Genomic DNA, 26602 nt, shown 5'->3' with positions numbered 1-26602 from the left:
TCGAGGGTGTGGTTCTGGCGCTCGGACATCACCGTTCCAGGGCGGGTACCCGGGCATTCGATTCGGGATGTCGAGCGTGCGCAGGTCACGGGGTGTCACGGATAACGTGCGGACCGGGCAACGCCGCGCCCGGACCGACGCCCAGCTGAGCGAGGAATTCGGTGTGGTAGCACAGGGTTTCGGGGTCGGCACGATTCCGCGGGCGTGCGAGGTCGAGGTGCACGTCGGTCGCAAAGCGGCCGCGGTCGAGGATGAGGACGCGATCGGCCAGTCGAACAGCTTCATCGACGTCGTGGGTCACCATCAGGACCGCCGGGCGGTGCCTGGCGACCAGATCGCCGACGAGATCCTGCATCTGGAGGCGGGTCAGTGCATCCAAAGCCGCGAACGGCTCGTCCAGCAGCAGCAATTCTGGTTCACGAACGAGTGCACGGGCCAATGCCGCCCGCTGCGCCTCACCGCCGGAAAGGGTTGCGGGCCACTGGCGCGCCTTGTCCTCGAGGTTGACCTCGGCAAGAGCCCGCACACCGGCTTCCCGATTCCGGCTCGAACGCCGCTGGCCGACAATCACATTGGCCAGCACCCGCTTCGACGGAATCAGCCGTGGCTCCTGATAGACGGTGGTGCGCCTGCCCGGGACGAGCACCTCCCCCGCATCCGGCGTCTCCAGTCCGGTCAGCAGCCGAAGCAGGGTGGTCTTTCCGGTACCGCTCGGGCCGAGCAGCACCACGAACTCGCCGCGGCGAATGGTTAGGTCGACACCGTCGAGAACGGTCTTGTCGCCGAACGACTTCCGTAGGCCCTTGATCGACACCGCGATCGGCTCCGCCGTGTCCTGGACTGCCGTGGTCAGTGTTGCCGTGGTCATCGGATCGCCACCTGCTTGCGCCATGGCATCGCGAATTTCTCGATCGTCCGGACCAATCCGTCGAACACCAGGCCGAGCAGCGCGTATAGCACGACGCACAGCACCATGTAGTCGGTGCGGTTGTATTCCTGAGCGAGGGTCACGAGGTACCCGACGCCCTCTCTGGTACCGACCTGCTCGGCCGCGATGAGGCCGGTGATGCTGATGGACAGGCACACGCGCAGCGCCATCAGAATCCCGGGCAGGGCCGACGGCAGGATCACCTCGAGCACCAGCCGCGGACCGCCCAACCCGAAACCGCGTGCCGCCTCGACCATTTTGCGATCGACATTGCGAACCCCGAGGTAGGTGTAGGCGTACATGGGCGCGACGGTGGCGACGGCGATGAGCAGTACCTTGTACAACTCGTCGATGCCGAACCAGGCGATGAACAGCGGCACCAGCGCCAGGAACGGCACCGCACGCACGATCTGCATCGTCGAATCGACCAGTTCCTCACCGAGACCGGACAACCCGGCCAGCAGGCCGAGCACCAGCCCGACCGTCACGCCGATTGCGACACCGAGCGCGGCACGGACGAACGAGGCAAGCGCGAAATCCACCAGCTGACCGCTGTCGAGCAGTTCGCTGAACGCCGTCCACACCCTGGGCGGTCCGGCGAGCACCTGCTCGGAGACCGCGCCGGTGGCCGCGCCGATCCACCACACCGCGAAGATCAGTGCGGGCAGCAAAAAGCGCAACGGGATGGAAAACCATGCCGGCCTGCGCCGTTCGACCCGGCTGCGCGGTGCGGCGAGGACCGGGTCGGCCACGGTGATCACTGTCATATCAGCTGCCCGCCTTGACAGCCGCCAGTTGCTCCTGGGTGAGCTTCGAGCGCAGATCGTAGAAGATGTCGGCGGCGGTGATCTTGCGGGTGATCACCCCGTGGCCGAAGAAGAGGTCGACCACGTCGGACAGATCCGTCGCATCCGAGGGCGACGGCAGCCGTGGCACCGTGGCCTCGCCGCCGACGCGCACGGCGTCCGCAAGCCGCTGACCCGACAGCGCCCGCGGGCCGGACTTCTCGAAGACGTTCTCGAACTCGGTGGGATTCGCCCGCTGCTGTGCCGTGAGCCCTTGCAGCACTTCGAGGTACTTAGCGGCGACGTCGGGATGCTTGTCGAGCACCTCGGTGCGGAACACCACCACCGAGTTGTCCTTGGAACCGATGCTCTGCTCGGTCGCGATCTCGATGCCGCCGTTGGCCTTGCCCTCCTGATAGGGCACCAGGAACGACGCCCAGGCATCGACCTTTCCGGTGGCGAACGCCGATGCGGCGTCCTTCTGCTGCAATGGGACCCTGGTCACCTTGTCCGCCGGGATACCCGCCTGAGCCAGCGCTTTGAGCAGGATGTATTCGCCCTTCGCAGCCGGATTCACCGCGACGCGCTTGCCGACCAGGTCGGTGACCGAGCGCACCCCGGAGTCCGGCGCAGCGATGATGCCGCTCTGGTCCTTGCCCGCTGGGTCCTGCACCGCGACGATCCGCACGCCGACGTCCTTGGACAGCGCACCGACCACCGGGCTGAAGGCCGCGCCGGACACGTCGAGTTCCTTGGTGTTGAACAGCTTCAGCATGGAGCTGAAGCCCGGCGTCGTGTTGACCCACTCGATCTTCGCACCCAACGGCGCGAGGGCCGCGTCGAAGGTGCCGTCTCGCTTACCGACCGCGATCGGCCCGGAATTACCGGGGTCGACGATCTTGAGCACGAGGGACTGCGCAGAGCCGCCACCGTCGCCACCGGAGCTGGAACCACACGCGGCGACGAGTGCGACGACGGGGACGATCGCGAACGCGATGCGCATGAGAGCTTGCCGCCTGCGGGACATCGTGGAGACTCCTGTTCCGGATTGTCGATCAATGTCCTCGCAGAGTAGGGACGCCGGACGGCACCCACGAGGTAATGCATTCCAAAGATTGGAAAGCTTGACAGATCGCTTTCGATGTACTGCCACGTCATCACAGCTCCCGAATGCCTCTGCGCTGACCCGTTATATGCCGTTATCCACGGATCCGATGGATGCCGAGCTCGATCGACCGACAGAGGGCTTTCCAAATAACGGAACGACGAGTAGATGCCCACTCTCTCCGCTGTGTTACCGTCGCATCGTGGAAGCCTCCGGAGTGCAGACCGTTGCCCGCGCCCTGTCGGTACTGGACTGTTTCCGCAGCGGTGAAGAGCGCGGCGTCTCGGAGGTCGCACGCCAGCAGGGACTTGCCGTGAGCACTACCCACCGCTTGCTCGCCGCCCTGGTGCAGGCGGGTTTCCTGGAGAAGGACAGCGAATCGAGCCGATACCGGATGGGCGGCGCGCTCGCCGAATACGGCCAGATCGCCTACCGGCAGCACCGGATCTACCTGGCCGAGCCATTCCTGGAGCAGCTGGCAAGTACGACAGGAGCCAGCGCGTCGGTGGCGACCCGGCACGGCATCCACGCCGTGCTACTCGGTACCAGCCGATGGCGCGAAACCGACGGGCACAAGCTGCAAGGCGTGCGACTACCCCTGCATGCGAGCGCACTCGGGAAGACGCTGCTCGCGTGGTCGGCGACCACCGATGACGAATTGCGCACTCTCCCTTACGAAGAGGGCACCGAGCGCTCGGTCTCCGGCCCCGCCGAACTACGCAGGGAATTGACCGCGACCCGCGAGCGCGGCCACGCCTACAACGACGAGGAACTCGATCCCGGCTTCCGCACCATCGGACTGCCGATCCTCGATCCGGAGGGCCGCTGCCGCTTCGCGCTCGGCCTGCGCGGCCCGACCACCCTGATGATTCCCGAGCGGGTGCCGTTCTTCGTCGAACTGGCAAAGGTGACCGCACAGGAGATCGCTGCCAAGTTCGCCACAGCAGGAAATATTTCCGTGCGGGAATAGCTGAGGCCGCGATACGTTCGACCGAGATGGTTAGTCGAACGAACGAGAGGGGCCGCCCGGTGGCGACCGAGACAGTGGAGTCATCTGTCGGCTTCCGATCCGAGCGTGGCCCGATTCTCGGTGCGCTGATGCTGGCGACGGCGCTGGTCGCGCTGGATTCGACGATCATCGCCACCGCGGTGCTCACCATCACCAGCAATCTCGGCGACTTCAACCAGTTCCCCTGGCTGTTCTCGATTTATCTACTCGCGCAAGCGGTTACGGTTCCCGTATACGGAAAACTAGCTGACACGGTCGGGCGGAAACCGGTGATCCTGTTCGGGATCGCGGTGTTCGCACTCGGTTCGCTGCTGTGCGGACTCGCGACGAGCATGCTCGGTCTGATCGTCTTCCGTGCCGTGCAAGGCATTGGTGCCGGCGCTATCCAGCCCATGACCATGACAATCGCCGGCGACCTGTACACGCTCTCCGAGCGGGCCAGGGTGCAGGGCTATCTGGCCAGCGTGTGGGCGATGTCGTCGGTCCTGGGCCCACTGCTGGGCGGGGTGTTCGCCGAGTACGTCAACTGGCGCTGGATCTTCCTGGTCAACCTGCCGCTGTCGGCACTGGCCGCGTGGATGCTGCTGCGCAGCTTCGCCGAGAGCACGCCACGCCGCAAACAGCGCGTCGACTATCTCGGAGCCGCTCTGCTCACCCTCGGCGCGGGGGCACTCATCCTCGGACTTCTCGAGGGCGGTCAGGCCTGGGCATGGTCCGCACCGACCAGCATCGCCATCTTCGCAGGCGGCGCGTTGGTGCTGGCGCTGTTCGCCCTTGTCGAGCGGCGTGCCGAGAACCCGATCCTGCCGCTGTGGATATTCACCCGACGGGTGATCGTTGCGAGCAGCCTGGTGTCCGTGCTGGTCGGCGCCATCCTGCTCGGAATGACCTCCTACGTGCCGACTTTCACCCAGGGCGTGCTCGGCACCGGCGCCCTCGTCGCCGGTCTGACGGTCGGCGCGCTGACCCTCGGCTGGCCGCTGGCAGCATCGCAGGCCGGAAAGGTGTACCTGCGCATCGGCTTCCGCTTCACCGCATTGATCGGCAGCACCCTGGCCACTCTCGGCGCCGCGTCGACGCTGCTGATCGACGAGAACTCCACACTGATTCAGGTCGCGGCGTCGTGTTTCGTCATCGGCATCGGAATGGGCCTGGTCGCCACCCCAACCCTGATCGCGGCGCAGACCAGCGCAGAGTGGACCGAACGCGGTGTTGTCACCTCGACGAATATGTTCGCACGGTCCATCGGCAGCGCGGTGGGCGTCGCGGTGTTCGGCGCGATCGTGAACGCTCGCATCGGCGACACCGACCACCCCGCCCCCGGGACGCTGTCCTCCGCGGTGCACCTGGTGTTCGTGACGGTCGCGGTGATGGCTCTGGTCATGGTGGTCGCGTCCGCGATGATGCCGAGCCGGAGCACGAACCTCGCGTAACCCCGGTCTCGATCAGGGTCGGAGTCGATGGGCGCCATCGGACTCACCTTGATCTACAGCGTCACGAAGGTTCGCCAGGTGCAGGAAGTACGGCTCGACGCGCTCGCGGCGGCCACCGAAAAGCCTTGACGCTCGGGCCGGTCCTCATCGACTGGCTTCACCGAGCCGAAAACGATCGGCGCCAATTGACACAGGATGACACCCGGCTACGACATGGCGCGCCGATCAGCGATCTCGGCCAGCGCCCGGTCACGCAGATCCGACGGCAACTGCTCCGCTGCAGTGCGTACCGCCTCGACGGCGGACTCCGACAATGCGTCGAGGGTCGGGCGGTACTCCGACCACAGGTCGTGTTCGGCGGCGGCACGAAGCATTTCGGTGAGCTTCGCGGCGGAGGCCAGGTTGACGAAGCGTTCCAGGTGCCGAGCGTCGTCGGCCCAGTAAGCCGCACGGACCAGTGCGACACCGTCGAGTGCCGCTTCGGTTGCCCGCGCGGCGTCGTCGGAGATGGTGGCAACCAGATCGCCGAGAGTGATCCAATCCTGCCGGGCGGCAAGCACTTCGGCCACGGCGACCACGGTCGCCGCAGGCAACCCGGCAATCATGGGTGCTGATCGGCGTGCATCGAGGTGCGCTGCGACGTCGGCCAGGAAGTCGGCGGGCAGGCGTTTGGCGACGTCCACGGCGTTCGACACCTCGAGCACTTCCGATGTCTTCGCGGCGAACAGCGCGTTGTGGTTGCGGGTCACCAATTTTGCAATGATCGGGTTGGGGATCACCTTGCTCGCGGCGACGACCCGACGCAGGCCTTCGGATTGGCCCTCGAAGAACAGGTCGGCGATCTGGAATCGGAAATCACGCAGATCCGAAACGGACACGTCGGCGAGGGAGGTGAGCTGATCGACGGGGATACCGAATGTCCGGGCGAGTTTGATCAGCTGGACGTTCACCGTCGTATCGGTGCCGCTCACAGTCCGGCCGCCTTCTTGACCGCCGCGCGCACCAAACGCGGCATGAAGTCCAGTAGTGACATCGCCGCGGCGCCGAGATCCGCGCCCTGTCTGCGCCGAGCCTGGTCCACCACGGCCACGAGTTCGGTCTGCACGTCCTGCGGCAGCGCGGCGATACCGGCGGGCAGGTCGCCGGGCACCAACTCGGCCAGCGTCTTCGTAGTCATCCCTACCTCCATACGACAGTGGAGTTGTGGCGGAACACGATCGCAGGCCGCGCGTCCCGATGATTACCGACGCCGCCGCGACTGCAGCTCACCATGCTTCCCTCCATGATCATCAGCGATCAGCTCCGACGCAATGCGGGCGCGCCGTTGCGGGAACTCGGGTCGAGCGAGCACCTGGTTGACGGTGCTGCCTGCATGGCCATAGCCGCCGAAAAGCAGCCTTCAGACAGTGACTGCGGCGTACACGAGGTTGTGGTCCGACAGACCGTCGACGTCGTCGACCGCCGCGTCGCCTACGACGGCGTCGTGCACCACGATGTGGTCGATGAACTGCGATTTCGGGCCCGAGGTTCGCGGACGGGTCGGTAGGGAGTCCGGCGGGAGGTCCGCGATGACGAAGCCGGGGCCGAGCCCCGACTGCACAGCGGCTCGGTCGATATTGAAATCTCCGAGCAGTACGACTGCCGACCCCGGTGCGGCGGCGGCCAATTCGGCCAAGCGCGCCAGTTGCCAGGTGCTGCGCCGATCCCCACTGACGTGGGTGGCGATGACCAGCAATCCGGCTGTGCGGACTGCCAGCGTGCCATTGCCGGGATCGTTCTCGAACGGCTCTGCGGTGACCTCCTGGCCTGCACCGTCGACCAGCAGCACCAGATACTCGCCACGGTCGTGCAATGAACTCGCGCCGTGCCGCGGCACCGGAACCCGCGGATACCTCAAGGCATGAATTGCCCTGTCCGGCAACACATCCCGCAAGCTCGCCAGTTGATCCCCACTGACCTCTTGTAACGCGATGACGTGCTCGTCCCGTGCCGCCACCAGCGCCGTGACCGCGGCGATCCTTGCGGTCTCATCCGGCCAGCGGTCGATGACCTCCGCTCCCCAGTTCTCCGCATGCACGCGATGCAGAACATTCCAGGTGGCCACGGTGATCATAAGTCGCGATGGTAATGACTCGGCCGCCCCCACATGACGCAACACCTCGGTGTCGCCGAAGGTCGTCGGACTATCCGCCGCTTCGACACCCAGGCTCCGCTGCGTCGAGTGACACGGGAGCGAGCGGCGCTCTCGCGCTGTGCCGCGGCCATGTGCCACTCGAGGCGGTCACCGTGTACTCGGCGGGCTGGGTCGGAATTGGGCGGCGTTGGCACGCTCGGTGGCGATGTGGTTGCGGCGGGCGGTCATGGCTGGTCCGGTCCCGGCCGCCGCCTCGTGCACCGCGAGTCCATCCACCGCGTGCGACACGGCATGCAGGTTCGCGACCGATACCCCGAGCTCGCCTAGCGTGTCGTGCGCGCGGCCGTCGAGGACGAGGAACGCACCCTCCTCGACGGCCGCCCGCCGCTCGTACACCGTCACCGAAACCCCGTCCCGCGCAAGGGCTCCGGCAAGCACTGTCCCGGCGATGCCGCCGCCGATGATCGTGACCATGAGCGCTCCTCGATCGTTGTCTACCGGTCTGCCGGGGCGCGCGAGTTACTCGACGGGTTCGGGTACGACGGTGCGCTTTCCGAGCCTGTCCAGCACCACGTATCCCGCGCACACCAGCACCGCCCAGACTGCACCTACGACGACCGCGGTGCGACCGCTTTCGGTGCAGAACAGCAGCACGACCACCAGTCCGAGGAACGCGAGCGCGAGCACCGTCGTGTAGGGCGCGGCGGGTAGCCGGTAGTCACTGGCAGGCAACTCGCCGCGCGCCACCTTTGCGCGGTAGATCAGGTGGCAGACCAGGATCATGCTCCAGACGAAGATGATGCCGATGGTGCTGACCGAGGTGATATAGGCGAAGGCTTTGTCCGGCGAGACGACGTTGACGATCACGCCGATGACCATCGCCGCGGCCGAGGCGGCGATGCCCGCGAACGGGACCGAGCGCGAACTGAGCTTGCCGAGCGCGGCCGGTGCTTCTCCGTGCAGCGACAGGGTGCGCAGCATGCGGCCGGTCGAATAGATGCCCGAGTTACACGAGGACAGTGCCGCGGTCAGCAGCACGAAGTTGATGATGCCCGCCGCGCCGGGGATGCCGATCTGCTCGAACACCTCGACGAACGGGCTGCGCCCCGCGTGGAAGTTGCGCCAGCTCGACACCGACATGATCACCAGCAGCGCGCCGATGTAGAACAGGCCGATACGGAACGGCAGCGTGTTGATCGCCTTGCGCAGGGTCTTGCGCGGCTCGCGCGCCTCACCGGCGGTGACGCCGACCAATTCCACACCCACATACGCGAACAGCACGATCTGCAGGACCAGCAGCGATTGCCCCAGACCGTTCGGGAACACCCCGCCGTCGGCCCACAGGTTGGTGACCGTCGGGTTAGCCGCGTGCCCGAAGCTGAAAATCAGCACTCCGATGCCGATCAAGATCATGCCGATGATCGCGGTGACCTTGATGGTGGAGAACCAGAACTCGCCCTCACCGAACAGCCGCACCGAGATGAGGTTCGCGGCGAACATCACCGCGAGCACCACCAGTGCGGTGATCCACGGTTCGATATCGAACCAGTACTGGACGTATTTGCCTGCGACGGTGATCTCGGCCATGCAGGTCGCGACCCACACCGCCCAGTAGGTCCAACCGGTGACGAACCCGGCGAAGCGTCCGAGGAATTCGTGCGCGTACTCCGCGAAGCTGCCCGAGACGGGCCGATAGGTGAGCAGCTCACCGAGCGCCCGCATGATGACGAAGATGGCGACGCCGGCGGCGAGATAGGCCAGGATCAGGGCGGGACCGGCTTGTTCGATCGCGCCCCCGGCGCCGTAGAACAGGCCGGTGCCGATCGCACCGCCGATGGCGATCATCTGAATCGTGCGTGGATTCAGGCCCCGCGAGTAGCCTTCCTCGCTCGATGCTGTCGATCCGGCCGGATCGATGGGCGCCGTGTCCGCTTGGAGCTGACGGTCAGAGGCTGTCATGAGGGGTCACGCTACCGTCAGTGGATCACCTGCGCGCCACCACCGGCACCGGCCGCCGCTCGCCTCGACCGAGCACCTCTCGGGGATGCCTCGCGCGGCACGCCGGTTCGATGATCTACCAGGTACCGTAGTAAGGCAACCCTAATTGTTAATTATCGGAGGTTACCTTGGCCCGACCCCGCACCACACTGACCGTACAACGCACCGAACAGCTGACGCCCCACCTCATCCGAGTTCATTTCGGCGGACCGGGCTTCGCCGCGTTCCGGCCGAGCGAATTCAGCGACTCCTACGTGAAGTTCATTTTCCCGCGCGACGGCATCGATGTACTACGGACCTACACCGTCCGATCCGTCGATGCCGCCGCCGGCGAGCTCGCGGTGGACTTCGTCTATCACGGTGACGAGGGCATCGCAGGCCCGTGGGCGGCGACGGTCCAGCCCGGCGAGACCATCGACGCCTTCGGCCCTGGCGGCGCGTATTCGCCGCGAGCAGATGCCGACTGGCATCTGCTCGCGGGCGATGAGGCGGCACTGCCCGCCATCGCCACCGCACTGGAAGCCATGGACCGCGCAGCGCGCGGCCGCGCGTTCCTCGAGGTGTCCGGACCAGCAGACGAGCTGCCGCTCACCGCGCCCGACGGCATCGAGGTCACCTGGCTGTATCGCGGCGAAAGGGCGACGGGCGAACTGCTCGCCGAGTCGGTCCGCAACGCGCCGTGGGACGACGGACAGGTCCAGGTCTTCATCCACGGCGAGGCCCAATCCGTCATGCACGATCTGCGCCGCTACATCCGTCGCGAACGCCATGTGTCCGCCGAATGGGCGGCCTCGATCTCGGGCTACTGGCGGCGCGGCCGCACCGAGGAAGGCTTCCGCGCGTGGAAGGCCGACCTCGCCGCGCAGGAGCAGGCCGAACCGGCGCGCGCGATCAGCTGACACAGCTGCGCCCCGTCACCTGATCGGCCTCGGTGCCGGGGCCACCGCGCGATCGGCCAAGGTCACGAGCTTGCCGGACCGCCGACCACAGCATCGGAGGACCTGTGCCCGAGACACCGGCGGCCGGGTCCACTGGATCGCAGTAGGCCCGGCCACCGGCTCGCCCGCTATTGCTGTGGTGTTCGCAGCGCTTCCTCCACGAACCGTGTCGTGTAGGTGGCCGACAGCTTGATCCGGTCGCGCATCGGTCGCACGTTCGTCGAGTACTTGCCGAGGATGTTCAGGACGTTCTGGGCACCTTCGGGTTTCATCAACCCGTTGCCGTTGAACATGCCGATCGAGTCAGCGATCGACTGGACGTAGAGATCCTTGCCCGCCGACGCGTATTGCGGCGGCATCTTGTCGGCGATCTCCAGCGGAGTGTGCGTCTCGATCCACTGCAGCGTCTGCACGAACGCCGCCGCGAGCTTGCGCACGATGTCCGGGTGCGCGTCGACGGTGTCGCACCGCATGTACAGCGACGACGCCGGGTACAGGCCGCCGAGCGCGGCACGGGTGCCCGCCTCGGTCCGCATGTCCACCAGAATCTTCGCCTCACCCGAATTCACCATCTGCGCGACGGTCGGATCGGTGGTCATGCCCGCGTCGATGCCGTTATGGTTCATGCCCGCGATGAACGTCTGCCCCGCACCGGCTCGCACCCGGGTGTAATCGGCGGTGGTCATGCCCTCCTTCCCGGTGAGCGCCTGGGTCAGGAAGTCCGTCGACGAGCCGAGCGAGGTCACGCCCAGGTTCTTGCCGCGCAGATCGGCCGCGGAGGTGATAGTCGCGGCATCCTGCGCGGACACCAGCTCTACTTCACCCGGCACGTCGGCGAACTGCACCACCGAGGTAAGGCACTGTTCCTTGGCCTGCAGGTCGATGGTGTGGTCGTAGAACCCGACAACGGCCTGCACATCGCCGGTGAGCAGCGCGGTTTCCGCGGACGCACCGGACTGTTCGCCGAGCAGCTTCACGTCGATGTCGTTCTTCTCGAAGAAGCCGAGGCGCTGGGTCAGCATGGCGGGCAGATAGATCACCTTCTCCAGCCCGCCGACCATGATGGTGATCTGCGGGCGGCCGTCGACCATCGGAATGGTGCGGGAGTCCCGACAGCCGGTCGCCAGCAGCAGCGCCGCGATCACCCCGACGACGACCGTCAGATGCTTGTAATACCTCATCGTCAGATCCCGTGGTTCGAGGTCGCCTGCGAGGGACGCCATTTCAGCAATCGGTTCTCCGCGAGACCGATCCCCCATTCCGCGATCAGCGCGATCACGGTGATGATGATCATGCCCGCATAGATGCCCGCGGAATCGAAGGTGCCCTGCGCATTGCTGATCAGCAGACCCAAACCCTTACTGGATCCGGCATATTCACCGACCACCGCACCGATCAGCGCAAAGCCGAAGGCCGTGTGCAGGCTCGACAGGATCCACGTCGTCGCACTGGGCAGCACGATCGAGCTCAGCACCTGACGACGGCTCGCGCCCAGAATGCGGGCATTGTTGATGACATTGCCGTCGACTTCCCGCGCGCCGGTGAAGGCGTTGAAGAAGACCGCGAAGAACACCAGCACCACCACGGTCGCAACCTTCGAGCTGAGCCCGAGACCGAACCAGATGATGAACAACGACGCCAGCACGATACGCGGAACGGCGTTGAGCGCCTTGATGAACGGGGCGAGCACCTCCGCCCAGTACTTGCTGCGGCCGAGCAGCACGCCGAGCACGACGCCCGCGACGGTGCCGATCACGAAGCCGAGCACCGCCTCCTGCACGGTGGTGTAGATCTGCAGCCAGATTGATCCGAATTGCGTTCCCTCGGTGAACCATTCGACAAGCCGATCCCAGATCGCCGAGGGCTTCGAATAGAAGAACGGGTCGATCCACAACGTGGCGGTGAGCTCCCACGCGCCGAGCCAGATCACGACGAGCGCGGCGCGCAGGCCCCAGGTGCGCAGCCGCGCGCGACGGGCGTTGCCGCGCACCCGGTCGAGAATCTGCTGCTCGGTTTCGATTTCGACCTCGGGCCCCGATGCGGCCACCTCGGTCAGGACGTTATGCGACACGGGAGGCTCCCTTACCTCGGGCTGCCTCGACCTGATCGCGCAGCGTTTCCCAGATTTCCTTGTAGATGTCGCGGAACTCGGTGGTAAGCCGCACCTCCTCGACGCTGCGCGGGCGCTCCAGGCCCACGGTGAAGTCGCCGCAGACCGTCGCCGGGCTCGCGGTCATCACGACCACCCGGTCGGCAAGCACGATCGCTTCCTCCAGGTCGTGGGTGACGAAGATGACCGCAGCGCCGGTGCCCGCCCAGACCCGCAGCAGTTCGTCCTGCATCAGCTGCCGCGTCTGCACGTCCAACGCGCTGAACGGCTCGTCCATCAGCAGGATCTCGGGATCGGTGACCAGCGTCTGCGCCAACGCGACACGCTTGCGCATGCCACCGGAAAGCTGATGGGGGTAGTAGCCCTCGAAGCCGGCCAGGCCGACCGTGCGCACCCAGGTCGCGGCCTTCTCGCGGGCCTCGGACTTCGAGGCACCGCGCAGCCGCGGGCCGAACGCGACGTTGTCCAGGACGCTCTTCCACGGCAGCACCGCGTCCTGCTGGAACATGTAGCCGACGCCGCTGGGGATGCCACCCACATCCTTGCCGCGCACCAGGGTCCGCCCCGCCGAGGCGGGTTCCAACCCCGACACCAGCGACAGCGTGGTGGATTTTCCGCACCCCGTCGGCCCGACGACAGCGACGAATTCGCCGGGTCGCACCGTGAGATTCAGATTCCGGACGGCGGTGTGGATGCCGCCGCCGGTGCCGGGGAAACGCTTCGTCGCGCTCCGCAGCTCGATCAGTGGTTCGGTCATTCTCTTTGCTCCTACTGAATCAGGTAGAGCGAAAGCTACGTGGTCCGGGTCACACATCGGAGCTTGTGCGCACAACCGGTGCAAACTCCCCGATTCGCAGGTTGTGCGCATTCTGCTCACGCGCATCGAGGTGCATTATGCTGCGGAAATGGCCAATGAAGGGACACCGGCCGTCCGGTTGCGCACCCAGGTTCTGCTGCTGCAGATCGTGGTCGTCACCCTGACCCTCGGTGTCGCCTTCGCGGTGTTCGGCTACGTCAGCGATCAACGACTGCGCGATGCGTACGGCCAGCGCGCGCTCGCCATCGCACGCACCGTGGCCGCCGACCCCGCGGTGCGCGGCGAGGTCGCGCGGTACACGGCAGGCACCGTCGCCCCCGACCTCGAGCAGCGGCAGCAACTCGCCGCGGGACCGTTGGAGCGGATCGCGGTCGACACGACCCAGCGCACCGGCGCACTGTTCGTGGTGATCACCGACGAGGCGGGCATCCGACTGGCACACCCGGACGAAGCACGGCTGGCCGAACATGTCAGCACCGACCCGTCGGAAGCCTTATCCGGCCGCGAAATCATCGTCGAGGAGCGCGGCACGCTCGGCGACTCGATGCGCGCGAAAGTGCCTGTGGTAGCGCCGGATTCCGATCGGGTGGTCGGCCAGGTCAGTGTCGGTATCTCGACCGCGGCGATCCGTGGGCAGCTACTCGACGATCTGCGCACCGCCGCGCTGCTCATCGGCGCGGCGCTGATAGTCGGCATCCTCGGCTCGGCCATGCTGGCCCGCAGGTGGCGCGGGCTCACGCTCGGACTCGAACCGGCCGAACTCGCCGAACTGGTGCGCAGCCAGGCGGCGGTGTTGCACGGCATCGGCGCGGGCGTGCTCGCGGTGGACTCGTCGTGGCGTACGACGTTCGTCAACGACGAGGCGCGCAGGCTGCTCGACATCGATACCGGCATCGGTCGGCCGGTCGACGAGATCGGTTTGACCCCAAGGGTTCTCGAAGTGTTTCGGTCGCTCGACGAGCAGCCGACCCCGGCCACCGTCGGCTCGCACATCGTGGTCGTCTCGGCACGGCCGGTCAGCCGCGACGGCCGCGATCTCGGTGCGGTGCTCACCGTGCGCGACCGCACCGATGTGGAATCGCTGACCCGCCAACTCGATGCGGTGCAGTCGATGAGCACCGTGCTGCGCGCCCAGCGCCACGAGTTCTCCAACAAGATGCACCTGCTCAGCGGCCTTCTGCACGGCGGGCGCACCGAGGAGGCCTCGCATGTCATCGACGAGCTGATCGGCGCGGGCCCGCTCGGTGCGGCCACGCCGGGTATCGACGCTATTCACGATGCGTACCTGCAGGCGTTCCTGGCAGCGAAGGCCGCACACTCGCGCGAAAGCGGCGTCGAACTGGTCCTCGGCCCGAACACCTGGGTGGCGGGCAATCTCGCCGATCCCGTCGACGTAACAACCGTGCTCGGCAACCTGCTCGACAATGCGATCGAGGCGGCTCGCACGTCGGACAACTCGATGAAACAGGTGGAAGTCGAACTGGTGCAGGAAGATTCGACGCTGCACATCGTCGTCGCCGACAGCGGAGACGGCATCGCCACCGGCGTGATCGACAGCCTGTTCACCGAGGGCGCCTCCACCCGCGACGATCGCGGCGTACCCGGCGGGCGCGGCGTCGGCCTCGCCTTGATCCGCCAGATCGCACGCGCCCACGGCGGCGACGTTCGTCTGGCCAGCGCGCACGGCGACCACGCGCCCCTGCTCGGCGCCGAGTTCATCGCCCGAATTCCCGGAGTACTCGTAGACAGCGAGATGCCATGGCCGCAACAAATCTGACCGTCCTGGTGGTCGACGACGATTTCCGCGTGGCGAACCTGCACGCCGGAATCGTCGAATCCATTGCGGGTTTCACCGTCTCGGGCACCGCCAACACGCTGGCGACCGCGCGGGAACTGCTCGCCGCACACACTGTCGACCTCGCGTTGGTCGATGTGTACCTGCCCGACGGTTCCGGCATCGACCTGGTCCGTGAACTGCACTGCGACAGTATGGTGCTGACAGCGGCCACCGAAAGCGTCAGCGTCCGAGCCGCATTGGCCGCAGGCGCACTCGCCTATCTCATCAAACCTTTCCCGCACACCGTTCTCGCGGCCCGGCTGGCAGGCTACGCCCGCTACCGCCGCACCCTGGCCACACCCCAGGTCGACAACGCGAGTATCGAGGAAGCTGTCCAGGCACTGCGCCCTGCCCCGGCCCCCGCCTTGCAGACCACCGTCTCCTCCCCCACCAAAGACCTTGTCCTGCACACGATCCTCGAAGCGACGGCCCCGTTGTCCGCAGGTGAGGTCGCCACCGCCATCGGCATCTCCCGCGCCACCGCGCAGCGCTATCTCGCCAACCTGGTCGGCACCGGCACGGTGCAGATGCGTCTGCGGTATGGCACCACCGGCCGCCCTGAGCAGGAGTATTCGGCCACGCCTCGTGGGTGATCGCGAGCTGGCGAGTCGGTTGATCTACGCGGCATGGGGCACATCACCGTCCACCCCACCACTCCCACCGACCTCGCCACCCGCTTCGCCGCCTGGATCGACGACGCCCTCCAACGCCTCAACGACGAAGCAAACGCCACCTGGTGACCACCGGACCGTAAACCTGCCGATTGCTCCTCATGAACCGGATAATTCCTAGCCGCACCCTGTCGTGATATCGAGGGATTGCCCTGCGCTGGTTTACCGCGCATACCGGGCGCTATGGGAGCCGCACCGGGCTTTCCCTTTCCTGAGCTCGGGCGCGAGGTGTTGGCTTTCAGCGTGCCGACTCCGCTATCGAAAACCCACCGGCACGGCATTTCGCAGCCGCCACGCCGAAAGTCGATTGCTGGCGGGTTGCTTGACCGAGGTGCCGTCTCGAGCTGTGATAGCCGGGTGGCGCAACGATGGTGGCAGGACCTACCGCCTGCGGCGGGCTCGTTTGTCATGGCCACCGGAATCGTGTCGGTCGGGCTGTCTCTTACCGGTTTCGAAGTCGCCTCCTGGATCGTGCTCGCCCTCGCGGCAGCGGTCTGGGTCCCGCTCGCGATCGACTTCGCGACCCGACTGCTATGGCACCGAGCCAGTTGGGAAGCCGAGGCCGATACCCCGCTCGCGTTGACCGCCGTCGCAGCCACCACCGTGCTCGGCGCCCGTATTTCAATGCTCGGCTGGCACGCCACTGCGGCGGTCATGCTTGTGCTTGCGGCGGCGGTCTGGCCGGTGCTGATGGTGGTGGTGCTGCGGCATTGGAAGCGGCGGATGCCGGGTGCTGCGTTCCTGGTCTCCGTGGCAACCCAGGGATTGGCGGTCCTGACGAGCACGCTGGCACTGGTGGGCGAGGTCGATCGGCTGGCGATGGTGGCGCTCGCACTGTTCTGTCTCGGTCTTGTGCTCTACATCGCAGCGTTCCTCCGGTTCGATCTACAGCAGGTCTCGACCGGCCCCGGCGATCAGTGGGTGGCCACCGGAGCATTGGCGATCTCGGCGCTGGCCGCATCGAAACTCGTTGCCTCCCACCACTGGACCGGCACCGCACATAGTGCACTGCGGGTGACCGCACTGATTGTGCTCGGCCTCAACCTGCTCTTCTACACAGTTCTCATGGTCGCCGAGGTCATCCGTCCACGCCCCGGATACGACATCCGTCGCTGGGCGACGGTATTCCCACTCGGAATGACGGCGGTCGCCGGCTATTCCACCGGCACCGCCATCGATATGTCCGGCCTGCAGACCCTCGGCAAGTTGCTGCTGGTGGTAGCTGTCGGCGCGTGGCTGTTCACCTTCGCCGTGTTGCTCACGGACCGAACAACATTCGATGTCGACCCCGTCCGCTGACCCTCGACCGTGGCAACCAACGGGATGGACGGGCACTTGCCGGTGTCGTCATCCTCGCGATCGGCGACGTGTCGTATTGCGGAACGACGGGGCTGCTGCCTTGCGCTGCCCGGGTGGCCGGGCGCGTGCTGTTGCACGGCCGCGACCTGGCCGGGCGGTAGCGTCTGAGGGGTGAGCAGTCTCGAGGTCGCGATCATCGGGTACGGGCTGGCGGGATCGGTGTTCCACGCACCACTGATCGCCGCCGAGCCGCGCATGCGGGTAGCGGTGGTGGTCACCGGATCCGCCGAACGCGCAGCGCAGGCGCGGCGGGAGCATCCCGGTGTGCGGGTCGTCGCCGACGCCGACGAACTGTTCGGCGACACCACCGGACTCGACCTTGTCGTCGTCGCGACGCCCAATCGGACCCATGCGCCGTTGGCACGACGCGCACTGGACGCGGGCCTGCCGGTGGTCGTCGACAAGCCTTTCGCGGTGACCGTTGCCGAGGCCGAGGGCCTGGTGGCGGCCGCGGACCGAGCCGGCCTGGCATTGTCGGTGTTCCAGAACCGTCGCTGGGACGGCGACTTCCTGACCGTCCGCGAACTCGTCACCAACGGCCAGCTCGGCGACGTACGGCGTTTCGAGTCCCGGTTCGAGCGATGGCGGCCGGTGCCCAAGGGCGGCTGGCGTGAGGTCGGCGGCGCCGACGAGGGCGCGGGGCTGCTGTTCGATCTCGGCAGCCACCTCGTCGACCAGGCATTGACGCTGTTCGGACCGGTGCGCACGGTGTACTGCGAGCTGGATCGCCGGCGGGCCGGGATCAAGACCGACGACGATGCATTCCTCGCCCTCACCCACGAGTCGGGTGTTCGGTCCCAGCTGTGGATGAGCGCGGTGGCGCCGCAGCTCGGTCCGCGGTTCCGGGTGCTCGGTTCGGCGGCGGGTTACGTCACCTACGGCTTGGATCCGCAGGAGGAAGCGCTGCGCGCGGGCCGTCGCCCCGATGCCAGCGACCGACGGTGGGGCGCAGTCGAACCCGAGCGATACGGACAGCTCGGCGCGGACCCCGACACCGTGCCCTACCCGACCGTCGCGGGCGACTACCCCGCCTTCTACTCCGCGATGGCCGCCGCACTGCTCGATGGAGCGCCTGTCCCGGTCGACCCACGTGACGCGGTCGCCACGCTGCGCATCCTGGAAGCGGCGCGGCGATCGGCCGAGCACGACGAGACGGTGACCGCGTTCGACTGAAACTGCGACAGGCGCGACCAGGTTTCGACGGATACAGTGCGGCGGTGAGCAGAGCGGAATTCGTCGAACGCGGCACATCGATCGTGGATCGGCTGACCACGACGCAGGTGGCGCCGCCATGGTGGCTGGTTGTCGGGACCGGGGTAGCAGCACTTTTTCTGGTCGGATACGGACCGGTCTGGCGGCTGACCCGCAACGTCGTCACCATCGCGCACGAGGGCGGCCACGCGTTGTTCGCACTATTGACCGGCCGCAGGCTCAACAGCATCACACTGCATTCGGACACTTCGGGTTTGACGGTGTCGAGTGGAAAGCCCTACGGCCTCGGCATGATTCTCACCGCCATGGCGGGATATCCGGCGCCGCCGCTGCTCGGCCTCGGTTTCGCGGCGCTACTGGGGGCCGAGCGGATCACGCTGATGCTGTGGACCGCCATCGCCCTGCTCGTCGCGGTGCTGATCAAGGTCCGCAATATCTATGGCCTGCTGACGGTGTTCGGCTTGGGCGCCATCGTTTTTGCCGTGTCCTGGTTCGGAACCGACACACTCCAAGCGGGTTTCGCGTATCTCGGCGCGTGGTTCCTGCTGCTTGCGGGGACCAGACCGGTGATCGAGTTGCAGCGCGGCCGACGGCGGCGCTGGAACAATCCGGGCGGCACCGACTCCGACGCCGATCAACTGGCCCGGCTCACCCACCTGCCCGGCCTGCTGTGGGTGCTGGTGTTCGGTGCGATCGCGGTCGCGGCGCTGGTCGTCGGCGGCGGACTGTTGCTCGCCGATGCGACCGGGATCTGCATTCCCAACCTGTCCGTCGGCACCTGCCCCGCGCCGACCGGCTAGGTGTTCGGCCGGGTTTCCCACGCCGCCATGGCCTCCCGCACCAACTCCGCCGGTGCGCGGGTCGCATCCACTGTGATGCCCCGCTCGTCGGCGGATAACTGTTCCAATGCCGCCAACTGTGAATCGAGCAGACTCGACGGCATGAAATGACCACGCCGCGCCGCCATCCGCTGCGCGAGTTCGTCGCGCGACGCGGCGAGATGCACGAAGAACGTCTCGGGTGCGGCCACCCGCAACCGATCCCGATAACTGTGCTGGAGCGCCGAACAGCTGACCACCCCGCCGTGTCCCTGCCGCTGCCCCAACCACCCGGCGACGATATCGAGCCACGGCGCCCGATCCGCGTCCGTCAGCGGCACCCCCGCCGCCATCTTCGCGATGTTCTCGACCGGATGAAAGTCGTCCCCTTCGGCGTATTCGACATGCAACGCCTCGGCGAGCAACCTGCCGACCGTCGACTTTCCGCACCCCGAAACACCCATCACCACAACGACCGGCACCGTGACCTCCTCGGTCATACCGCCTCCTCAGCTGCCATCGGCCAGGTCCGTTCTCGGTCTCGGCTGTCGGAGTCACACACTAACCGGGTATGCAGGCCGAATTGGGCCTCCATCGGCTCGGGCCGACCCAGTCCGGTGGGATCAGCGCCCGATCGGTCGGTGCCCAGTAGGAGTCATCGGTGACGCGACGATCGGACGCGGTCGGCATGGCGGCTGGTCGCGCCGCGGCTCACCGATCAATTCCCAGCGGCCTGCCCGGACTTCCCGTGGATGGCGACAGTGACCGCCTCGGTGCAGCACAAGACCCGGATCGCCGGGCATCCACCGGAGGGTGCGCGAGTCGCGGATTCGACGACCATGATCTGGTGCGATCATCAGTGCCGGGGTCACGAGCGGACAGCGGCCCGGCCCAGGCCACGGCGACACCGAATCCTGATTGCGGCAGCCGGCTCCAGATCTTCGATCCGGACGGTCTCGGCTACCTCGAACTGATTGCTGCGCAGTGATATCGCGGCAGTAGAGGATTCAGCCGACGGGCCGGCTGGACGGCAGGTTCACAAAGCTCGGCGCGGCCGGGTCGAGTCGCAGGTGCTGTGGCTTGAGTTCGGTGTTGTTGAGCAGGGGCCGGAAAGCCAGTGCCTTGGGCGAGTTTCCGGCGAAGATGTCGACGCGCAGGCGGTGACCGGGCTGCAGTACAGCCTGCGTAGGGATGACGGCGATATCCAGTGGCGTCACCTTGCCTGCCACCACCGGGTGCAAACTGTCGAGGGTGATCAGGTTGTACGGAGCGGTGTAGTCACCGTTGGCCGAGCGTGCGCTCTTCGCCTCGTCGACGGTGCGCATCGAGGCGGTGAGCTGGCCGGTGCTCAGGACGATGGAGGCGCCCTCGGGTGTGACGTCGTTGATGGTGACGTTCCAATAGCCGTCGGTCGCGTCGTGAATCGTGTTGAGGTGCACATTGATCGGGCCGGAGATCACCGTCGGCTCGGCGACCGGAGCGCTGGTGAAGGTGAGGCCGTTTGTTTCGGCGATGCGGGAGTCCTTGGCGCAGACGTCGAGTATCGCACTCATGCCTGCCGAGCCCTGGGCGGTGTCGCGCGAACAGGCCGTGGTCAGTCCCGGCGCCACCGTCAGCGTGGCCTGGTCTTTCGGCTTCACGCTCGTCAGCGATCCGTCGTGCAGGCTGTCGTCGGTGCTGCCGCTCGCTGCGGCGGAGAGGTAGATGCGGCGGTGATTGACGTCGTGCTGCGGGAACTGCGCCATGGTGATCCACCCGCCGCCCTGCTGCCAGATGTTGATCGGGCCGAAATCGTTGATCCCGTGGTCGATTCCCTTCAGCCACTTGTCGAACCACACCCGCTGCATCACATCCAGTCGCGGCGGGGCGACACCGTAGCCGGTGCCCGCCCCCGGATTCGCGTGATAGGTGTCGCCGACCACGAGCTGCTTCTTGCCCGCGGGCAACGGGATGGCGTTGTAGAGCTTGGTCGCGCTGTTGGCGAAGATGTCGTGCCAGCCGCCGTATACGAAGGTGGGCACCGTGATGCGCTCCGGATGCCCCAGGATGCCTTGGCGGAAGGGACTGTCGGCGTCCAGCGCGGCTCCCAGAGCGGGTGGTACGTCGTCGAGTGATGGCGTGAGCAGCGCCTGGAGCAGCAGATCCACGTTCGTGTTCGGATCGGCCATGCGTTCGTGGAACCACTCCCAGTCGAAGGTGCCGTTGAACATCGACTGGATGTCGGGCAGCAGCTTCATCTGGTTCACATTGCTGAGCCACAGCGGCAGGAACGTGGTGCCGACACCGCCGCCCGGCGCGACGACATCGCGCATGAGGTCGCTGCCCGGCTCGACCGGGAAAATGGCTTTCAGCTCGGGAGGGGCGTTTTCGGCCGCTCGTAGCTGGTTGATGCCCGCATAGGAACCACCGCTCATCGCGATGTCACCGCTCGACCACGGCTGGGTGGACGCCCAGTGGATCACCTCGCGGGTGTCGAGTTGCTCACGTTCGCCGAGCGTTTCCCAGCTGCCCTGCGAGAGGCCGGTGCCGCGCACATCGGCGACCACGAGGGTGTATCCGCTGCGGATCAGGTGGTGGTCGACGCCGAGGACGGTCCTGACCGTGCCGCCGTCGAGTGCGTGCAGCAGGTCGCCGAATCCGCTGATCGGGGTGCCGGACAGATTGATGCGCCTGGCGAGCTCCATGGTCAGCGGCTGCAAGCCGGGGATGGCCAGCGCGGAATCGACCAGGGTGGTCAGGAGCTTGCTATACGGGGTGAGGTTCACGATCGTCGGCAACGGCTGCTCGACGATCGAGCCGGAGGAGTCCACCGGCCGGTACACGTTGGCTTTGAGTACGGCTCCGTCGCTCATCTGGATCGGGACATCCCAGTCGATGTGGATCTCCGGATATTGCTGCGGACCGTCGTGCAGTGCGGTCCACTCCTCGGTATGGGTGCTGCCGGTCGCTTCCTCCGCCGCCGCGGTCCCGGCGACACCGACGACCATCGTCGCGCCAGCGGCGACCGCGATCGCTATTCGAAACGTGTGGACGAACCGTGTCACTGCACGCCCCGACAACATGACCCTCCTCGAGCGATACGCGGTACGCCGACAAAATCAACCCAGAGTGCCAGTCGACCCTAGCAACCGGACGGCGAATAACCGGGCAGGCGCGGTCTGGTCGATTCGTCGCATTTCGCACGATTCGTCCCTATTGCCGCGTCCGCTGCCAACTCGCTTCCCGCTGCCCGAGTCGATAACGTCGACATCCGATCTAGTCCGGCAACGAGGAGATCCGAATGGGTTCAACGATTTTCGCGGTGTTCTTGCCACTTGCCCTGGCGCTGGTGATGTTCGGCCTCGGGCTGACCCTGACCGTCGACGACTTCGCCCGCGTCCTGCGCTATCCCAAGGCCGCCGTCGTCGCGCTGGTGTGTCAGATGGTGCTGCTTCCCGCAATCTGTCTGGGCCTGATCTACCTGTTCCGGCTCGAAGGCGCGCTGGCCGCCGGCATGATGCTGCTCGTTGCCGCGCCCGGCGGCCCGTCGGCCAATCTGTTCAGTCATATCGCGGGCGGCAATGTGGCGTTGAACATCACGCTCACGGCGATCAACTCGGTCCTCGCGGTGTTCACCCTGCCGCTGGTAGTCACGCTGGCGTTCACACTGTTCATGGCCGAAGACGCGTCCATCGGGCTGCGGCCGGACAAGTTCCTCCAGGTATTCGCGATCGTGCTGGTCCCGGCTGCGATCGGCATGTGGGTGCATCGCCGCTTCACCGCATGGGCCGACCGGATGCGCAAGAACGTCAAGATCGTGTCGGCCGTGGTGTTGCTGCTGGTCGTCGTCGCGGCGGTAGGCCGCGAATTCGACACGCTGACCGAGAACATCGGCAAGCTCGCCGCCATCAGCCTCGTGCTGTCGACGCTGAGCTTTGTCATCGGCTACACGGTGCCTCGGTTCTTCGCGATCGACGCCGACCAGGCGATCGCCTCGGCCATGGAAATCGGCATCCACAACGGTGCGCTCGCGATCGCCGTCGCGTCGACGGTCCTGCACAACAGCGCGATGGCGGTACCGCCCGCCGTCTACGGAGTGCTGATGAACATCCCCGCCGTGATTGCGGCGTATCTGCTGGCCCGACGTGTTCGCAACACCCGTCCGGCAGAGCTCGCCTCCATGTGAGCGGACACCCCGGCCGGCAGGTGGGTAGCCTTTCGGGAGTTCGAATTCGATCCGAAGGGAAACCGACGTCGCGATGCGACCGCTTGACATGGACGATCCGACGCGGATCGGCGACTACCGGCTGCTCGGCCTGCTCGGCTCGGGCGGGATGGGCCGGGTGTACCTCGGGCGCAGTTCGGGTGGCCGCACCGTCGCGGTGAAGGTCATCCGGCCGGATCTCATCGGCGATACGCAGTTCCGTGAGCGCTTCCGCCGCGAGGTCACCGCGGCACGGCGCGTCGGCGGGCAATTCACCGCCGCGGTGCTCGACGCCGATGTCGACGCCGATCCGCCGTGGCTGGCAACGGGCTACGTGGCCGGATTCTCGCTGACCGAGGCGGTCGAGCAATTCGGCACGTTCACCGAGAACCCGCTGCTGGTGCTCGCCCACGGCTTGACCGAGGCGTTGATCGCGGTGCACGAGGCCGGGGTGGTGCACCGCGATCTCAAGCCGTCCAATGTGCTGCTCGCCATCGACGGCCCCAAGGTGATCGACTTCGGCATCGCCCGTGCGGTCGAGGACAGTGCGCTCACCACCACCGGAAGCGTCATCGGCTCACCGAGCTTCATGTGCCCGGAACAGGTGCTCGGCAAGCCGGTCGGTCCCGCGGGCGATGTCTTCGCACTCGGCGGTGTGCTGGTGTTCGCGGCGACCGGGCACGGGCCGTTCGGTGTCGGCGAGACGGTCCAGATGCTGTTTCGCGTGGTGTACGAGGAGCCACAGCTCGACGGCGTGCCACCGCGGCTACACCCGCTGGTCGCGGCCTGCCTGGCCAAGGACGAGGCCGCACGCCCGACGCCACAGCAGCTGCATGCCGCGCTGCTCGACCTCGGCGTGCCCCAACGCGCGGGCTGGCTGCCCGCACCGGTGCTCGAGGAAGTCAGCAGGCGCGCGGTGCAGCTGCTCGACCTGGATTCCGGCCCGGTTCGGGTACCGGAGGAGCTGCGCGGACAGGTCCCCGATCCGTCACGCTCCGCTCCGACGATCTCCCGGCAGGCGCTGAACTACTCGTCTCCGGCACAGTCCGATCCGCACGCGGCACCGCCCTACGGAGCCGGTCAGCGCGGCACACCCCCATACGGTCAGCAAGGCACTCCGCCCTACGGGAGCTGGCCGCAGCCGACGGATCAGATACGGCAGCAGGGCGCCCCGTCCTACGGGGCGCAATCGCCGGATCAGAACTGGCAGGGCACCCGGTCCTACACAGCCGGGACGGACCGGCCCGTGGCATCCGGGCAGTGGAACGAGCCGCCCGCGGACCGAGCCGACCCACAGCCCATGCCGGTCCACGGCGGGCAGCGACCGACGCGTTCCGACAGTGCACAGCCGCCCCGCAAGTCCACCGGCCGCCGCGTCGGGCTGATCGCCGGTGTTCTGGTGGCCGCCGTGGCCATTGCCGTCGGCGCGTTCGTCATCGGCGGCCAGCTGAAGGACGAATCACCCGGCACGTCCGCCGCTACCGGCACCTCGGTCGCGGTCAGCACCTCCGCGCCCTCGTCCGCGCCGGAAACCACGACCTCTGCAACGTCCAGCACCACTGCCGCCGATACCCCAGGCAGCGTGCCCGAAGCGTTCGTCGGCCATTGGACCGGGTCCGCCAGGGACGTCCTCGCTTCCTTCAATATCGACCTGACCATCCAGGAAGGAAAGATCGGCGACGAAGTAGCCAAGTCGTCGAACACCGGGTCGCTGGCCGGCCAGAAGTGCTCGCGCGCAGAACGGTTGAAAACGGCGACAGCCACCGAAATCACCTTGGTGGCGAGGCTGGTCGACAGCCCGGCGGGATGTTTGGACAACGGCTCGATCTCGACAGTGACACTCCAACCGGACGGATCGCTGTCCTACAGCATGCCCGGAGTACTCGGCCCGATCACCGGGGTGCTGCGCAAGAACGGCTGACGGTGCGTCGGCCGTTGTCTGCACGGAGTCGGGCCGAACCACAGATTTCGCAAGATCTGTCCACATAATGTTCGTGCAGGCCGGAACGTAGCCATGCAACCCTGGTTCATGGCCATCCGTAGAACTCACATCTCGGCCCGAGCATCCGGCCACGGAGCGCGCGGGCGGCGCGGCGGCGCGGCCATCACGGTTCTGGTTGTGAGTGCGATATCGGCCTGCGGTAACGGTTCCGAGCCGAATGTGTCTCCCGGCACCGCCACCGCGGTGACCGCCAGCAACCCGGCCGGAGTCCCCGACCTGACCGCGGGGGAAGAAGTCGCTCGCGACATCGAAGTCCCCTGGGGACTGGCCTTTCTGCCCGGCGGTGACGCACTGGTCGCGGAGCGCGACAGCGGACAGATCCTGCGAGTGTCCCCGGGCCGGGCACTCCAGCAGGTGTACGAGGTCCCCGGTGTCGCCGCGCATGGCGAAGGCGGCCTGCTCGGCTTGGCCGTCTCGCCGCAGTATGCCGAAAACGGTTACGTGTACGCGTATTTCACCGCCGATGCCGACAACCGGATCGTCCGGTTCCGGCTCGACGCGCCGCCCGAGGTGATCTTCGACGGGATCGCGAAGGCCGCTAACCACGACGGCGGCCGGATCGCGTTCGGCCCGGACGGCATGTTGTACGTCGGCACCGGTGACGCGGGACAGGGCGCGCGGTCGCAGGATCCCGCGAGCCCCAATGGCAAGATCCTACGGCTCACACCCGAGGGCGACCCCGCGCCGGGGAATCCGACCCCCGGCTCGCCGGTGTACAGCCTCGGCCATCGCAATGTGCAGGGCCTGGCCTGGGATCGCGCGGGCAGACTTTTCGCCGCCGAGTTCGGGCAGTACGCCTTCGACGAGATCAATCGGATCGAGCCGGGCCGCAATTACGGCTGGCCGCTGGTCGAGGGCATGGGCGGCGCCGACCGCGGATTCACCGACCCGCAGCTCGTCTGGGCCCCGTCGATCGCGTCGCCGTCGGGCATCGCCATCGCCGCCGACACCCTCTATGTCGCGGCGCTGCGCGGTGAAAGACTGTGGACCGCAATGCTGCACGACGGCGTGGCGAGCGAGCCCGCCGCGCAGCTCGAAGACTACGGCCGCTTGCGCACGGTGGCGATCGCATCGGACGGCGCGCTGTGGCTCACCACGTCCAATACCGACGGACGGGGTGATATTCGTGCCGGCGACGACCGGATCATCCGCTTCCCCGCACGCTGAGCGAGGCCGCCCGCGCTGCGGAACTCGCCGAGTCCGGGACGGTCACGGGAAGGTCGTCATCGTCACCGATCCCGATCTCGACTCGACAGCATTGCG

At 66.8% G+C, this 26602-nt stretch carries 24 protein-coding genes; 11 read left to right on the top strand and 13 right to left on the bottom strand.

Annotation, left to right across the window (positions count from 1 at the left end; all coding sequences use genetic code 11):
- Positions 1-85: 85 nt before the first annotated feature.
- From OHA42_RS19990 to OHA42_RS19980, 3 genes are read right to left on the bottom strand one after another with little or no spacing between them, the layout of a single operon-like run.
- Positions 86-868, bottom strand: a complete 783-nt coding sequence (locus tag OHA42_RS19990; protein ID WP_406229405.1) for an ABC transporter ATP-binding protein — start codon at positions 866-868, stop codon at positions 86-88.
- A complete protein-coding gene (locus OHA42_RS19985) occupies positions 865-1695 on the bottom strand; it encodes an ABC transporter permease (RefSeq protein ID WP_406229404.1) in 831 nt (276 codons plus the stop codon). Before OHA42_RS19985 ends, OHA42_RS19990 begins: the two co-directional genes overlap by 4 nt.
- 1 nt (position 1696) lies before the next feature.
- On the bottom strand, positions 1697-2740 hold the full coding sequence (locus tag OHA42_RS19980; RefSeq protein ID WP_406229403.1) for an NrtA/SsuA/CpmA family ABC transporter substrate-binding protein: 1044 nt from the start codon (positions 2738-2740) through the stop codon (positions 1697-1699).
- A 280-nt stretch (positions 2741-3020) separates the two neighbouring features.
- On the opposite strand from OHA42_RS19980, the gene OHA42_RS19975 reads away from it, so the two are divergent.
- Both OHA42_RS19975 and OHA42_RS19970 read left to right on the top strand, forming a co-directional pair.
- Positions 3021-3788: an IclR family transcriptional regulator gene (locus OHA42_RS19975; RefSeq protein WP_406229402.1), complete on the top strand. Its 768-nt coding sequence runs from the start codon at positions 3021-3023 to the stop codon at positions 3786-3788.
- 59 nt (positions 3789-3847) lie between these two features.
- Complete coding sequence (locus OHA42_RS19970; RefSeq protein WP_406229401.1) at positions 3848-5260, top strand: MDR family MFS transporter; 1413 nt, start codon at positions 3848-3850, stop codon at positions 5258-5260.
- Positions 5261-5466: 206 nt separating this feature from the next.
- Here the strand turns inward: OHA42_RS19970 and OHA42_RS19965 are convergent, their stop codons facing one another.
- From OHA42_RS19965 to OHA42_RS19945, 5 genes are all read right to left on the bottom strand, one after another.
- Positions 5467-6231 (bottom strand): hypothetical protein, encoded by a 765-nt coding sequence (locus OHA42_RS19965; protein WP_406229400.1) that lies wholly within the window; start codon positions 6229-6231, stop codon positions 5467-5469.
- Positions 6228-6437, bottom strand: coding sequence for a hypothetical protein (locus tag OHA42_RS19960; RefSeq protein WP_406229399.1), 210 nt, complete (start codon positions 6435-6437; stop codon positions 6228-6230). The genes OHA42_RS19965 and OHA42_RS19960 overlap by 4 nt, the downstream gene beginning before the upstream one ends.
- 222 nt (positions 6438-6659) lie before the next feature.
- Positions 6660-7373 carry an endonuclease/exonuclease/phosphatase family protein gene (locus OHA42_RS19955; RefSeq protein WP_406229398.1) on the bottom strand — a complete coding sequence of 238 codons (714 nt, stop codon included), beginning with the start codon at positions 7371-7373 and terminating at the stop codon, positions 6660-6662.
- 168 nt (positions 7374-7541) lie between these two features.
- Complete coding sequence (locus tag OHA42_RS19950; RefSeq protein WP_406229397.1) at positions 7542-7868, bottom strand: FAD-dependent oxidoreductase; 327 nt, start codon at positions 7866-7868, stop codon at positions 7542-7544.
- A gap of 45 nt (positions 7869-7913) precedes the next feature.
- Positions 7914-9353: an amino acid permease gene (locus OHA42_RS19945; protein ID WP_406229396.1), complete on the bottom strand. Its 1440-nt coding sequence runs from the start codon at positions 9351-9353 to the stop codon at positions 7914-7916.
- Positions 9354-9520: 167 nt separating this feature from the next.
- Between OHA42_RS19945 and OHA42_RS19940 the strand changes: the two genes are divergently transcribed.
- Entirely contained in the window at positions 9521-10291 is a 771-nt protein-coding gene (locus OHA42_RS19940; protein ID WP_406229395.1) for a siderophore-interacting protein, read from the top strand.
- A 167-nt stretch (positions 10292-10458) separates the two neighbouring features.
- On the opposite strand, the gene OHA42_RS19935 is transcribed toward OHA42_RS19940, so the two are convergent.
- From OHA42_RS19935 to OHA42_RS19925, 3 genes are read right to left on the bottom strand one after another with little or no spacing between them, the layout of a single operon-like run.
- The gene (locus tag OHA42_RS19935; RefSeq protein ID WP_406229394.1) at positions 10459-11511 is read right to left on the bottom strand and encodes an ABC transporter substrate-binding protein; all 1053 of its coding nucleotides are present in this window, start codon (positions 11509-11511) and stop codon (positions 10459-10461) included.
- Positions 11512-11513: 2 nt separating this feature from the next.
- Positions 11514-12401: an ABC transporter permease gene (locus tag OHA42_RS19930; protein WP_406229393.1), complete on the bottom strand. Its 888-nt coding sequence runs from the start codon at positions 12399-12401 to the stop codon at positions 11514-11516.
- Positions 12391-13197, bottom strand: coding sequence for an ABC transporter ATP-binding protein (locus tag OHA42_RS19925; protein ID WP_406229392.1), 807 nt, complete (start codon positions 13195-13197; stop codon positions 12391-12393). The genes OHA42_RS19930 and OHA42_RS19925 overlap by 11 nt, the downstream gene beginning before the upstream one ends.
- A 148-nt stretch (positions 13198-13345) precedes the next feature.
- Here OHA42_RS19925 and OHA42_RS19920 point away from each other — a divergent pair, with 148 nt between their 5' ends.
- The 5 genes from OHA42_RS19920 (at position 13346) to OHA42_RS19900 (ending at position 19136) form a co-directional block, all read left to right on the top strand.
- Positions 13346-15034, top strand: a complete 1689-nt coding sequence (locus tag OHA42_RS19920) for an ATP-binding protein (RefSeq protein WP_406229391.1) — start codon at positions 13346-13348, stop codon at positions 15032-15034.
- On the top strand, positions 15016-15687 hold the full coding sequence (locus tag OHA42_RS19915) for a response regulator (RefSeq protein ID WP_406229390.1): 672 nt from the start codon (positions 15016-15018) through the stop codon (positions 15685-15687). The genes OHA42_RS19920 and OHA42_RS19915 overlap by 19 nt, the downstream gene beginning before the upstream one ends.
- A 435-nt stretch (positions 15688-16122) precedes the next feature.
- Positions 16123-17064 carry a tellurite resistance/C4-dicarboxylate transporter family protein gene (locus tag OHA42_RS19910; protein ID WP_406229389.1) on the top strand — a complete coding sequence of 314 codons (942 nt, stop codon included), beginning with the start codon at positions 16123-16125 and terminating at the stop codon, positions 17062-17064.
- 171 nt (positions 17065-17235) lie between these two features.
- Positions 17236-18297 (top strand): Gfo/Idh/MocA family oxidoreductase, encoded by a 1062-nt coding sequence (locus tag OHA42_RS19905; RefSeq protein ID WP_406229388.1) that lies wholly within the window; start codon positions 17236-17238, stop codon positions 18295-18297.
- 44 nt (positions 18298-18341) lie between these two features.
- Positions 18342-19136, top strand: coding sequence for a M50 family metallopeptidase (locus OHA42_RS19900; RefSeq protein ID WP_406229387.1), 795 nt, complete (start codon positions 18342-18344; stop codon positions 19134-19136).
- Here OHA42_RS19900 and OHA42_RS19895 read toward each other — a convergent pair.
- Complete coding sequence (locus OHA42_RS19895) at positions 19133-19654, bottom strand: gluconokinase (RefSeq protein WP_406229386.1); 522 nt, start codon at positions 19652-19654, stop codon at positions 19133-19135. The two genes, OHA42_RS19900 and OHA42_RS19895, sit on opposite strands and share 4 nt — an antisense overlap.
- Positions 19655-20161: 507 nt before the next feature.
- Positions 20162-22216, bottom strand: coding sequence for a CocE/NonD family hydrolase (locus tag OHA42_RS19890; protein ID WP_406229385.1), 2055 nt, complete (start codon positions 22214-22216; stop codon positions 20162-20164).
- A gap of 218 nt (positions 22217-22434) precedes the next feature.
- Between OHA42_RS19890 and OHA42_RS19885 the strand changes: the two genes are divergently transcribed.
- From OHA42_RS19885 to OHA42_RS19875, 3 genes are all read left to right on the top strand, one after another.
- Positions 22435-23319, top strand: a complete 885-nt coding sequence (locus OHA42_RS19885; RefSeq protein WP_406229384.1) for a bile acid:sodium symporter family protein — start codon at positions 22435-22437, stop codon at positions 23317-23319.
- A gap of 73 nt (positions 23320-23392) precedes the next feature.
- Complete coding sequence (locus tag OHA42_RS19880) at positions 23393-25258, top strand: protein kinase domain-containing protein (protein ID WP_406229383.1); 1866 nt, start codon at positions 23393-23395, stop codon at positions 25256-25258.
- A gap of 108 nt (positions 25259-25366) precedes the next feature.
- On the top strand, positions 25367-26506 hold the full coding sequence (locus tag OHA42_RS19875) for a PQQ-dependent sugar dehydrogenase (RefSeq protein WP_406239481.1): 1140 nt from the start codon (positions 25367-25369) through the stop codon (positions 26504-26506).
- Positions 26507-26602: the final 96 nt, after the last annotated feature.

This window comes from Nocardia sp. NBC_01009 (assembly GCF_045208035.1).
In the GTDB taxonomy this organism is placed as follows: domain Bacteria; phylum Actinomycetota; class Actinomycetes; order Mycobacteriales; family Mycobacteriaceae; genus Nocardia.
The sequence above is the reverse complement of the archived record's forward strand: the minus strand, read 5'-3'. Positions and strand labels throughout refer to the sequence as shown.

What these genes read in the sequence shown, in the direction of transcription:
- OHA42_RS19935 (WP_406229394.1), bottom strand. Translation starts at nt 11,511, where the DNA reads ATGAGGTATTACAAGCATCTGACGGTCGTCGTCGGGGTGATCGCGGCG.
- OHA42_RS19915 (WP_406229390.1), top strand. Translation starts at nt 15,016, where the DNA reads ATGGCCGCAACAAATCTGACCGTCCTGGTGGTCGACGACGATTTCCGC.
- OHA42_RS19950 (WP_406229397.1), bottom strand. Translation starts at nt 7,868, where the DNA reads ATGGTCACGATCATCGGCGGCGGCATCGCCGGGACAGTGCTTGCCGGA.
- OHA42_RS19980 (WP_406229403.1), bottom strand. Translation starts at nt 2,740, where the DNA reads ATGTCCCGCAGGCGGCAAGCTCTCATGCGCATCGCGTTCGCGATCGTC.
- OHA42_RS19945 (WP_406229396.1), bottom strand. Translation starts at nt 9,353, where the DNA reads ATGACAGCCTCTGACCGTCAGCTCCAAGCGGACACGGCGCCCATCGAT.
- OHA42_RS19875 (WP_406239481.1), top strand. Translation starts at nt 25,367, where the DNA reads ATGGCCATCCGTAGAACTCACATCTCGGCCCGAGCATCCGGCCACGGA.
- OHA42_RS19880 (WP_406229383.1), top strand. Translation starts at nt 23,393, where the DNA reads ATGCGACCGCTTGACATGGACGATCCGACGCGGATCGGCGACTACCGG.
- OHA42_RS19890 (WP_406229385.1), bottom strand. Translation starts at nt 22,216, where the DNA reads ATGTTGTCGGGGCGTGCAGTGACACGGTTCGTCCACACGTTTCGAATA.
- OHA42_RS19895 (WP_406229386.1), bottom strand. Translation starts at nt 19,654, where the DNA reads ATGACCGAGGAGGTCACGGTGCCGGTCGTTGTGGTGATGGGTGTTTCG.
- OHA42_RS19925 (WP_406229392.1), bottom strand. Translation starts at nt 13,197, where the DNA reads ATGACCGAACCACTGATCGAGCTGCGGAGCGCGACGAAGCGTTTCCCC.
- OHA42_RS19955 (WP_406229398.1), bottom strand. Translation starts at nt 7,373, where the DNA reads ATGATCACCGTGGCCACCTGGAATGTTCTGCATCGCGTGCATGCGGAG.
- OHA42_RS19985 (WP_406229404.1), bottom strand. Translation starts at nt 1,695, where the DNA reads ATGACAGTGATCACCGTGGCCGACCCGGTCCTCGCCGCACCGCGCAGC.
- OHA42_RS19960 (WP_406229399.1), bottom strand. Translation starts at nt 6,437, where the DNA reads ATGACTACGAAGACGCTGGCCGAGTTGGTGCCCGGCGACCTGCCCGCC.
- OHA42_RS19885 (WP_406229384.1), top strand. Translation starts at nt 22,435, where the DNA reads ATGGGTTCAACGATTTTCGCGGTGTTCTTGCCACTTGCCCTGGCGCTG.
- OHA42_RS19920 (WP_406229391.1), top strand. Translation starts at nt 13,346, where the DNA reads ATGGCCAATGAAGGGACACCGGCCGTCCGGTTGCGCACCCAGGTTCTG.
- OHA42_RS19990 (WP_406229405.1), bottom strand. Translation starts at nt 868, where the DNA reads ATGACCACGGCAACACTGACCACGGCAGTCCAGGACACGGCGGAGCCG.